Source organism: Streptomyces marispadix (assembly GCF_022524345.1).
GTDB classification, from domain to species: Bacteria; Actinomycetota; Actinomycetes; order Streptomycetales; family Streptomycetaceae; genus Streptomyces; species Streptomyces marispadix.
Genome location: NZ_JAKWJU010000002.1, coordinates 2,319,871 through 2,330,509, shown reverse-complemented (window position 1 = coordinate 2,330,509; position 10,639 = coordinate 2,319,871). Strand labels below are relative to the sequence as shown.

General features: G+C 71.8%; 8 protein-coding genes and 2 pseudogenes. All 10 read left to right on the top strand.

Annotated elements, in window-relative coordinates:
* Nucleotides 1-210: 210 nt before the first annotated feature.
* The 10 genes and pseudogenes from MMA15_RS09870 (at nt 211) to MMA15_RS09825 (ending at nt 10,457) form a co-directional block, all read left to right on the top strand.
* Nucleotides 211-906, top strand: a complete 696-nt coding sequence (locus MMA15_RS09870) for a SurA N-terminal domain-containing protein (protein WP_241058738.1) — start codon at nt 211-213, stop codon at nt 904-906.
* Nucleotides 907-1,198: 292 nt separating this feature from the next.
* Nucleotides 1,199-2,358, top strand: a pseudogene (locus MMA15_RS09865) (nucleoside triphosphate pyrophosphohydrolase).
* Between the two features lie 577 nt (nt 2,359-2,935).
* On the top strand, nt 2,936-3,319 hold the full coding sequence (locus tag MMA15_RS09860; RefSeq protein WP_241058737.1) for a DUF6479 family protein: 384 nt from the start codon (nt 2,936-2,938) through the stop codon (nt 3,317-3,319).
* 230 nt (nt 3,320-3,549) lie between these two features.
* On the top strand, nt 3,550-3,720 hold the full coding sequence (locus MMA15_RS09855; RefSeq protein WP_241058736.1) for a hypothetical protein: 171 nt from the start codon (nt 3,550-3,552) through the stop codon (nt 3,718-3,720).
* Nucleotides 3,721-3,821: 101 nt separating this feature from the next.
* Entirely contained in the window at nt 3,822-5,075 is a 1,254-nt protein-coding gene (locus MMA15_RS09850; protein WP_241058735.1) for a cytochrome P450 family protein, read from the top strand.
* Between the two features lie 388 nt (nt 5,076-5,463).
* Nucleotides 5,464-6,336: a transglycosylase family protein gene (locus MMA15_RS09845; RefSeq protein WP_241058734.1), complete on the top strand. Its 873-nt coding sequence runs from the start codon at nt 5,464-5,466 to the stop codon at nt 6,334-6,336.
* 279 nt (nt 6,337-6,615) lie between these two features.
* Nucleotides 6,616-7,896, top strand: a complete 1,281-nt coding sequence (gene eno / locus MMA15_RS09840; protein WP_241058733.1) for a phosphopyruvate hydratase — start codon at nt 6,616-6,618, stop codon at nt 7,894-7,896.
* A 261-nt stretch (nt 7,897-8,157) separates the two neighbouring features.
* A pseudogene (locus MMA15_RS09835) lies at nt 8,158-8,622 on the top strand (FtsB family cell division protein); the annotation flags it as partial.
* A 203-nt stretch (nt 8,623-8,825) separates the two neighbouring features.
* The gene (locus tag MMA15_RS09830) at nt 8,826-9,374 is read left to right on the top strand and encodes a DUF501 domain-containing protein (RefSeq protein WP_241058731.1); all 549 of its coding nucleotides are present in this window, start codon (nt 8,826-8,828) and stop codon (nt 9,372-9,374) included.
* A 156-nt stretch (nt 9,375-9,530) separates the two neighbouring features.
* On the top strand, nt 9,531-10,457 hold the full coding sequence (locus tag MMA15_RS09825; RefSeq protein WP_241058730.1) for a Ppx/GppA phosphatase family protein: 927 nt from the start codon (nt 9,531-9,533) through the stop codon (nt 10,455-10,457).
* Nucleotides 10,458-10,639: the final 182 nt, after the last annotated feature.

Sequence of the window (10,639 nt, the reverse complement as noted above, 5' to 3'; positions counted from 1 at the left end):
CCGGCGCCAGGCGGCCGGGTGCCTGGGCGAGGGGAAGCGGGGCGAGAAGCGCGGAGGCGTGACCGGCGCCGAAACCGCCCGGTTCACCCCGAACCGTTGCCGGGAAGAGAGCCGAAGCGGTGGTCTCAACCACCTTGACTACTTAACATCGATCAACGCCGAGGTCGTGCACAACCGTCGCACGCCCCTAGCCGCCGTCCGGGAGTCTCGATGCACAGCAGCACCACAGGAAGCCGTCGTCGCAGGTCAACGCTCACCCTCAGCGGTGCGGTGACGCTGCTCGTCGCAGCGCCGCTGCTCACCGGGTGCGGCGACGACGCGCACCCCGGTGCCGCCGCCGTGACGGGCGGCGAGCGCATCACCATGGGCCAGCTCCAGGCGAAGGTGAAGGCGGTGCGCGACGCGCAGCGCGCGGCGCCGCACGGCGCGGAGCTGGTCAAGGGCAGCGGGCAGTTGACGCGTGCCGCCCTCGACGGCCTGATCCGCGAACGCATCGTGGAGAAGGCCGCGAAGGACGCCGGCGTCTCCGTCACACGTCGCGAAGTCGGCAAGTACCACGCCCAACTGCGCAAGCAGGCAGGCGGCGAGAAGCAGTTGAAGGACGCGCTGCTCCAGCAGCAGGCCGTGGCCCCCTCGCAGATCGACGACTGGATGCGCATGCAGGTCGCCGTCGACAAGATCTCGAAGGCGGAGAACATCGATCCCCGCACGCCGCAGGGCAACGCGGCCCTGCGGAAGAAGTTCTCCGAGACCTCCAAGGACCTGCACATCTCCGTCAATCCCCGCTACGGCAAGTGGAACGTGGAGGCGTCCACCCTCGGCAACGAGACGGAGCCGTGGCTGCGCGACCTCACCGGCAAGCAGCAGGACCGCGAGCAACAGCAGCAGGCGCAGCCGCCGATGTGACGTAGCGGGGGTGCGGGCGGAGTCGCGGCCGGAGCGGTGGGCCGGACTCCGGATCACAGACGCCGGATCACGGACTCCGGGTCACGCACTCCCGGGTCACGGACTCCGGGTCACGGACCCTGGATCGCGGGCGGACTCCGCCTGCCCGGGCCTGCACGCCGCTGGGCCGCGTCGCGGGGACGGCCATGCGCTGGGGCGGCTCCCGAGCAGGGGGGCTGCCGACCAGGGGCGGCTGCCGGGCGGGACTTCGGCCGGAGGCGGGGACCTGGGGACCCTGCGTTACGTTCGACCCGTGAACGCTTCTTCGCCGCACCCCGACCGCATCGGCCGCATCGTCCTCCTCACCACCAGCCACCGGGTGGCACCCGGACTGCTGTCCTGGCCTGCCTGGGAGGCGCTGCGCTCCGCCGACCACGTCGTATGCGGCGACCCCGAACACCCTCAGCTCCCATACGTCCGTGAGGCAGGCGTCCACGTCACCACCGGCGAACTGCCGACGGCCCGCGAACTGGTCGGCGAATGCACGGCAGGACGTACCACCGTCGTCATCGCCGCCGCGGAGGGCGAACCCGCACTCACGGACGGACTGGCGGCGCTGGCCGGATCGGGCCGGGCGGCGATGCCCGAACTGGAGCTGCTGCCCGGCTCCTACGACCTCCCCGGCGCACGCCTCCTCGATCTCGTACAGGTCATGGACAGCATCCGCACCCACTGCCCGTGGAGCGGCGCCCGCACCCATGAGGGGCTCGTCAAGTACGGCATCGAGGAGATGTACGAACTCGTCGAGGCGATCGAGGAGGGCGACCGAGGCGCCCTGTGCGAGGAGTTGGGGGACGTGCTGCTCCAAGTGGCCTTCCACGCCCGCATCGCACAGGAGGACCCGGAGGAGCCGTTCTCCATCGACGATGTGGCGGGCGGCATCGTGGAGAAGCTGATCCACCGGCACCCGCATGTCTTCGGCGAGGAACAGGCGGCCACGGCGGACGACGTACGCGAACACTGGCTCCGCACCAAGGCCGCCGAGAAGCGACGGGACTCCGTGACCGAGGGCATCCCCCTGGGACAGCCCGCCCTGGCCCTGGCCCCGCGAAGCTGGCCCAACGCGTCCGCCTGGCCGGACTGGAGGTGCCGCACCCGGGCGGGGCGGACCGTGCGGCCGACGGGTCGGGAGTGACCGCCGGGCAGGCGGCGGGCCCGGGTTCTGGGGCGCCGCCCGCCGGGCCGGGGACGTCAGCGGATCCGGGCGGCATCGGCTACGAACTGCTCGCCCTCGCCGTACGCGCCGAGTCCCAGGGCGTCGACCCGGAAACCGCCCTCCGCGTAGCGGCCCGCACCTACCGCGACGCGATCCGGGCGGCGGAGGGATTGCAGGGCGGGGGCGAAGGCGAAGCAGCGGATGCGGACGAGGTCGCGCGGGGGGAGGGCGAGCGCGAGAGCGGTGGCCCGGGGTGAGAGCGGTGCTCTGCGAAGTGACCGCTGTTCTCTGGCGCTGCGCTGCGGGGCGGTGTTCTCGCGGGGGACGCGGTGGTCTGGGGGCGCGGTTTGCGTGATCGGCGCTCCAGCGGCGGAGCGGTGCTCTCGTTCGTGGCCGGTGTTCTTGCGGAGCGGTCGCTCGTCATGGCTGGGGCAGTGCTCAACAATCGGCGCTCGCTGAGTGGAGCGGTGCTCTTCTCGCGGGCCGTGCGGCGGTGCCTTGCCGCGAGCAGTGCTCTCGAAGCGGAGCGCCGTACTTCCAGGAGACCGGTGTTCACCACGAGCAGCGCGCCCCACGCCCTCCCCGCACGCAGAGCCCGCACGCTTGACCCTCACCAGAGCGGTGCTGCGCATAGAGCACCGCTCTCGCTCCAGAGCAGCGCCCCGGCTCCGGCCCGCTTCCGGCGCTCGCCTCGTCCACCTCGTCCATCTCGCCCACGCCGCCGCATGGCGCCCCACTTCGCCCGGCTCACCCCACCTCGTCCCGCCCACACCCGCCTCGCCTTTCGCCGCCACCCCACCGGCATAGCGGCCGAGGCCGGGGTACCCGAGCGGCATGTACGCCATACAGACCGCATCCGAGACGTTGCCGGTGCTCGTGGCCGCCGAGCGTGACCTGCTCGTAGGCATCGCACCGTTCATCGCGGGCCTCGTGGTCGTCATCGGCCTGATCGCGGCCGTCGCCTACGGCATCCGTATCCGGGCCCGGGGCGATCAGCGCCCGTCCAGCCCCGGCGAGAAGGGCCCGAACTCGCCTCAGGAGTACGAGACCAGGCACCGGGTTCCCGATGAGGTGCCGCACGACGGTGAGCGCCGTATGCCGTACGACTTCAAGGACTACGACTCCGACAGCCACCCCGGAGAGCATGAGCAGCCCAGGCCCAAGTGGGACGAGGGCAGCAGCGGCGGGTTCGGCAGCGGCGGCCTCGGTCACCACTGACGCACAGAACGCCGCCCCAGCCGCGTCCCGGCCTTAGTGCGCCTCCGCCCGGCCTCTTCGCCTGCCCGTCGGCCCCGTCCCGGCTTTGGGTGCGCCTCCGGGCCCCGGCCTCCGTGCGCCCCCGGCCCCCGGCCTCCGTGCGCCTCCGCCCCGGACCTCGACCGCCCCCGCCCCGTCTCACGCGACCCCGCCCGTCACCCCCTCCCGCCCCCACCCGCTAGCGTCGCCCCGTGCAACAAACGGCCCGCAATCCCCGCGCTCACGCCATGGCGTACTCGCACGCCACGGTGTACTCGCACGCCACGGTGTACTCGCACGCCACCGCGCATCCGCACCCCACCGCCTACTCGGACACCCCGGCGCCCATGCCCCGCGCCCGCCTCACCGCGCGCCCGACATGACCGACGCCCCCACCCCCGGGACCCCTCCTGGTACCACCCCCGGCACCAGCCCCGACGCCCACGCCCACGCCCCGGAGCCCGCGTCCTCACCCTCCCCGCCCATGCCCCCGCTCTTCGACTGGGAGTTCGCCGCCGACCCCTACCCCGCCTACGCCTGGCTCCGCGAGCACGCGCCCGTACGGCGGACCGAGCTGCCCAGCGGCGTCGAGGCATGGCTGGTGACCCGCTACGCCGACGCCCGGCAGGCCCTCGCAGACCAGCGGCTCAGCAAGAACCCCGTGCACCACCACGAGACCTCCGCCCACGGCAAGGGCAAGGTCGGCATCCCCGGCGAGCGCAGCGCGAACCTGATGACGCACCTGCTCAACATCGATCCGCCGGACCACACGCGGCTCCGCCGACTCGTCTCCAAGGCGTTCACGCCCGCGCGGGTGGCCGAATTCGAGCCGCGTGTACGGGAGTTGACAGACCGGCTCATCGACGGCTTCGCAACGCGGGGCGAGGCGGACCTCATTCACGAGTTCGCCTTCCCGCTGCCCATCTACGCGATCTGCGACATGCTCGGCGTACCGGCCGAGGACCAGGACGACTTCCGCGACTGGGCGGGCATGATGCTGCGCCACCACAAGCCGGGGGAGCCGGGCCCGCCGCGCGGCGGCGTCGGCCGCGCGGTGAAGAGGATGCGCGCCTATCTCGCCGAACTCATCCACCGCAAAAGGGAGAAGCCGGGCGAGGACCTGATCTCGGGGCTGATCCGCGCGAGCGACCACGGCGAGCACCTCACCGGGAACGAGGCCGCGGCGATGGCCTTCATCCTGCTCTTCGCGGGCTTCGAGACGACGGTCAACCTCATCGGGAACGGCACGTACGCACTGCTCCGGCACCCGGAGCAGCGAGCCCTGCTGAGCGAGGCCGTGACCTCCGGCGACGACGGTCTGCTCGCCACCGCCGTCGAGGAACTGCTGCGCTACGACGGGCCGGTGGAGATCGCCACTTGGCGATTCGCCACCCGGCCGCTGGAGATCGGCGGTGTACGCATCTCGACGGGAGAGCCGGTGCTGGTGGTGCTGGCCGCGGCGGACAGGGATCCGGACAAGTTCGTTGATCCGGACGTACTCGACCTACGGCGCCGTGACAACCAGCACTTGGGCTACGGCCACGGCATCCACTACTGCCTTGGCGCGCCGCTCGCGCGGCTGGAGGGCCGGGTCGCGCTGGGCGCTCTGCTGCGGCGACTTCCCGATGTGCGGCTGGCCGTTCCGGCCACGGATCTGCGATGGCGCGGCGGTCTCATCATGCGTGGACTGCGCACGCTGCCCGTGGAGTTCGCCCCGGAGCAGCCCGAACGGGACTAAACAGCGCGACAGATGTGACACGAGTCGCGGGTGTGACTTTCACGTGATGTGCGTGACACCACCTTGTGATGATGAACATCCGGAAGCTACCTTCGGGCGGCAGCCGAGCCGCTCGCCGCTCGCCGGACGTCCTACGTCCGGACCCAGCGACGGCTCAGTCATGTGAACTCAAGGCGCACCACGCCCTGTACCACCGGCCGCCCCAGGCAGCGAAAGCCGCCGAGGGCGCCACCCCACTCGCACCACGCACCGCGCACTACGCACTACGCACTACGCACTACGCACCACGCCGTCACGTACCGCGCACCACGCCACCGGCACCAGCACACACGCACCTGCCCCACGCAAGCGACGTAGCAACTCCCGCGCCCATACGAGAGGTCACCACATGCCGCCCCTGCTTTCCGGGAACGGGCGCCACCGACGCCCCCGCCAGGCCCCCGACTTCATGGTCGCGGCAGGCGTCACGGGAGCAGGCCTCGTCCTTCCGCTGCTCGGTGCGACGACGGCGAGCGCGGCGGACAACACCACCTGGGACGCGGTCGCGGAGTGCGAGAGCGGCGGCCTGTGGAGCGCCAACGAGGACAACGGCTACTACGGCGGGCTCCAGTTGGACCAGGAGACGTGGGAGCAGTACGGCGGCAAGGAGTACGCCGAGCGTCCCGATCTCGCCAGCCGCGACCAGCAGATAACGGTGGCGGAGAGCCTGCTGGACGAGGAGGGCACCGAGTCCTTCGGCGACTGCGCGGAGAGCACGGGGCTCTCACAGGACTCGGAGGGGTCGCCGGACGTGGACCCGGACGGCTCCGAGGTCGCGGACGGCCCCGTGGCCGAACGCCCGTACCCCACCTCGCCGTCGCCGGATGCGCCGGAGGACGAGAGCGGGGACACCGGCTCCGGGGAGACCACCGAGCCTTCCGAGTCCCCCGACCCGTCCGGCTCCGCCGGCGACGGCGGCTCGTCGTACGACCCGGACGACCCCACGAGCCCCGACGATTCCGCCAGTCACCCCTCCCGCGACGAGAGCGACGGCCGCGGCGACGCGGAGGACGGCGGCTCCGGCACGGACAGCGGCGACAGCGGTACGGGCTCGGACGGCCAGGGCAACGGCGAATACCGCGTCGAGCACGGGGATTCGCTCTCCGGCATCGCGGAGGAGCAGCACGTCAAGGGCGGTTGGCGGGAGCTGTACGAGCGCAACCGCGACGTCATCGGCTCCGACCCCTGCCTCATCATCACCGGCCAGGAACTCCGCCTCTGACGCCTCCGCCGCGGCTCCCGGCCCCGGCACGCCTCGCGGGAAACTCGCCGCCCGGCCGCCCGCTGCGGCTCCTTCCCACCGGTCGCGGTCGCTCGCCCCCGCGCCATTTTCTTCCCCTCCCAAACAAATTCCGGGCGTCCCTCGCACACCCCTGAGCAGGCTTCCTTCGCATTCCGTCGCCCGCTGTTCAACCCCTCGACACGACTGGCCGACAGGGGCACCACCCCACGCCCGTTAGGCTCTGGGCAGTAAGCCAGACCCTTCACGAAGGAGATCCTCGTGCCGTCCATCGACGTCGTCGTAGCCCGCGAGATCCTCGACTCGCGAGGCAATCCCACGGTCGAGGTCGAGGTCGGACTCGACGACGGCAGCACCGGCCGTGCTGCCGTTCCGTCGGGCGCCTCGACCGGAGCCTTCGAGGCACTGGAGCTGCGCGACGGTGACACGGGCCGTTACGGCGGCAAGGGTGTGGAGAAGGCCGTCCTCGCCGTCATCGAGCAGATCGGCCCGGAGCTGGTGGGGTACGACGCCACCGAGCAGCGCCTCATCGACCAGGCGATGTTCGACCTGGACGCCACGGCCGACAAGTCCTCGCTCGGCGCCAACGCCATCCTCGGCGTCTCGCTCGCCGTCGCGCACGCCGCCTCCGAGGCGTCCGACCTGCCGCTCTTCCGCTACCTCGGCGGCCCCAACGCGCACATGCTGCCCGTGCCGATGATGAACATCCTCAACGGCGGCTCCCACGCGGACTCCAACGTGGACGTCCAGGAGTTCATGATCGCCCCGATCGGCGCGGAGTCCTTCTCCGAGGCCCTGCGCTGGGGCGCCGAGACGTACCACGCGCTGAAGTCCGTACTGAAGGAGCGCGGTCTCGCCACCGGCCTCGGCGACGAGGGCGGCTTCGCGCCGAACCTCGGCTCCAACCGCGAGGCGCTCGACCTCATCGTCGAGGCCGTGCAGAAGGCCGGTTACACCATCGGGCAGGACATCGCGCTCGCGCTCGACGTCGCCGCGTCCGAGTTCTACAAGGACGGCGTCTACTCCTTCGAGGGCAAGGAGCGCACCGCCGCCGAGATGACGGACTACTACGCGGAACTCGTCGACGCATACCCGCTCGTCTCCATCGAGGACCCGCTGTACGAGGACGACTGGGACGGCTGGCAGACCATCACGGAGAAGCTCGGCGGCAAGGTCCAGCTCGTCGGCGACGACCTCTTCGTCACCAACCCGGAGCGGCTCTCCCGCGGTATCGAGGACGGCGCCGCGAACGCCCTGCTGGTGAAGGTGAACCAGATCGGCTCGCTCACCGAGACCCTCGACGCCGTGGAACTCGCCCAGCGCAACGGCTTCAAGTGCATGATGTCCCACCGCTCCGGCGAGACCGAGGACGTCACGATCGCCGACCTCGCCGTGGCCACCAACTGCGGTCAGATCAAGACGGGTGCCCCCGCCCGCTCCGAACGCGTCGCCAAGTACAACCAGTTGCTGCGCATCGAGGAGATCCTCGACGACGCCGCCGTGTACGCGGGACGCAGCGCCTTCCCCCGCTACAAGGGCTGACGGCGCCGCACCCCGCCCGCTCCCGCTGTACGGGGCGTGCTCTTCGCACGGCCGGTCCGTGCCGTGGCCTGCGCCGCGGTGCGGACCGGCCGTCGCTGCGCCCGTCCCCGCCGCGGTTCCCGTACGGTGGCTTGGGCCGTCGGGCACTGGCCGGTGGGGCCGTCCGCCGGGCGTCGGCCCGCACCGGCACCATGGACGGCCGGACATCCCGACTGCCGGACGGCTGAGCAAGGGGACATGAGAAGGGGACAGGGGAGGAACGTGCCCGCGGATCGGTTCTCCACCGCGACCAGACTCAGGGCGCTCGGCACCCGCGCCGCCGAACGCGTCTACCGCGCCCGCGGCCGCACCGTGCGCGCCCCGCGCCGTAGCCGCCTCACCGGCCGTGCCGCGGTGCTTGCGCTCGTCGTCTGCTCGCTGGTGGTGGCCCTGGCCTATCCGATGCGCCAGTACGTCTCGCAGCGTACGGAGATCGCCGAGCAGCAGCGTCAGGCGGAGCACGCACGTCAGCAGGTCAAGCGGCTGCGCGAGGAGCGTGCCCGCTGGCAGGACCCGGCGTACGTCGAGCAACAGGCCCGCAGGCACCTGCACTTCGTACGGCCCGGCGAGACGGGCTTCACGCTGCCGGACGGCACGGGCGACGCCCGGCGTCCCGTCGGCCGCGGCTCCGACCGTGCCTGGTATCAGAACCTCTGGGACGGCGTGGACAAGGCGGACCGTGCGGGCCGTGCCGACGGCGAGGCCCCTGCGGGCCGTCCCGCCGGACGCGGCGGCGGCTCCCCGGCGTCCTCCGACGACTCCGCGCCGTCCTCCGCGGACCGCTGAACTCCCGCCCCGCGGCCCGAAGTTCCGCATCCGTGCCCGGCCCGGCCCGTACCGGTCGCGGCAGAACCCGACCCGAAGAACCCGAGAGAGCAGAGCCCGTACCGATGGAAAAGCCTCCGCCGCAGACCGAGCCCGCGCCGCCCACGGACGCCGATGTGGCCGCGTTCCAGGCGCAGTTGGGCCGCCCCCCGCGCGGACTGCGCGCCATCGCGCACCGCTGCCCGTGCGGGCTGCCGGACGTGGTCGAGACGGCGCCCAGGCTGGAGGACGGCTCGCCGTTCCCCACCACGTACTACCTGACGTGCCCGCGTGCGGCGTCGGCCATCGGCACCCTGGAGGCCGAGGGCGTGATGCGTGAGATGACGGCCCGGCTGGCCGAGGACGAGGAGCTGGCCGCCGCCTACCGTGCCGCCCACGAGGACTATCTCGCCCGCCGCGACGCCATCGAGGTCCTCGTGGGATTCCCCAGCGCGGGCGGAATGCCGGACCGTGTGAAGTGTCTGCACGTACTCGTCGCGCACTCGCTCGTAGCCGGGCCCGGAGTCAACCCGCTCGGCGACGAGGCCCTGGCGATGCTGCCGGAGTGGTGGGCCAAGGGGCCCTGTGTGTCCGTCACTTCGCCCCCGCCGCCCGCTAACGCCGCCACGCGCTGACGCCGCTACGGCCTGATCCCGGCACGGCATGACGCCGGCCCGCAACGAGCCTGTCCGTAATCCTTGCGTGCCCTCCCCGCCTCCACGCGGCGCGGGCCCGCACCCGGCCCGCATACGCTGAGGCCCACCCGTCGTGTGAGGAGCGTGAGAGAGCGCATGACCCGCGTCGCCGCAGTGGACTGCGGTACGAACTCGATCCGGCTGCTGGTCGCCGACGCCGACCCGGACACGGGCGAACTGAAGGATCTGGAGCGGCGGATGGAGATCGTCCGCCTGGGCCAGGGCGTCGACCGCACGGGCCGTCTCGCCCCGGAGGCGCTGGAGCGCACCTTCGCCGCGTGCCGCGACTACGCACGGTCCGTGGAGCGGCACGGTGCCCGCCATGTGCGTTTCGTCGCCACCTCGGCCTCGCGCGACGCGGAGAACAGAGACGAGTTCGTAAGAGGCGTCGTGGACATCCTCGGCGTCGAGCCCGAGGTGATCACCGGCGACCAGGAGGCGCAGTTCTCCTTCACGGGCGCCACACGGGAGCTGAAGGGCCGCGAGGACCTCGAGCGCCCGTATCTCGTCGTGGACATCGGCGGCGGCTCCACGGAACTGGTCGTCGGCGACGAGTCCGTCGAAGCCGCGCGGTCCGTCGACATCGGCTGCGTACGGCTCACCGAGCGCCACCGGCTCTCCGACCCCGTGACGACGGACCAGCACGAGGCGATGCGGGCGGACGTGGCCTCCGCGCTCGACGAGGTGGAGCGCAGCGTGCCGCTGGCGGGTGCCCGCACGCTCGTCGGACTCGCGGGCACCGTCACCACCGTCGCCGGGATCGCGCTGAACCTCGACGCCTACGACGGCACCGTCATCCATCACTCACGCGTCTCCCGCGAGCAGGTCGCCTCGATCGTGGGGCGGCTGCTGGCCTCCACGCACGACGAGCGGGCGGCGATTCCCGTGATGCATCCCGGCCGCGTGGACGTGATCACCGCGGGCGCCGTCATACTCCAGACGATCATGGAACGTACGGGTGCGCGGGAGGTCGTCGTCAGCGAGCACGACATCCTCGACGGCATTGCGTGGAGCCTGACTTGACGGCCCCTTCGATGACTCACTTGAGCGGGCCTGGTCACCTTTGAAAGGGTGGCCCGGCACCGCTTGGGAGGCCACGGAAAGAAGTCTCGTGAAATAATTCACGTGGAAAACCGCCTCGTCGGACGCACATCACACCGATCGGAGGCGCCCACGGGGCCCTGGAGCGGGCGAACGTCTGTGAA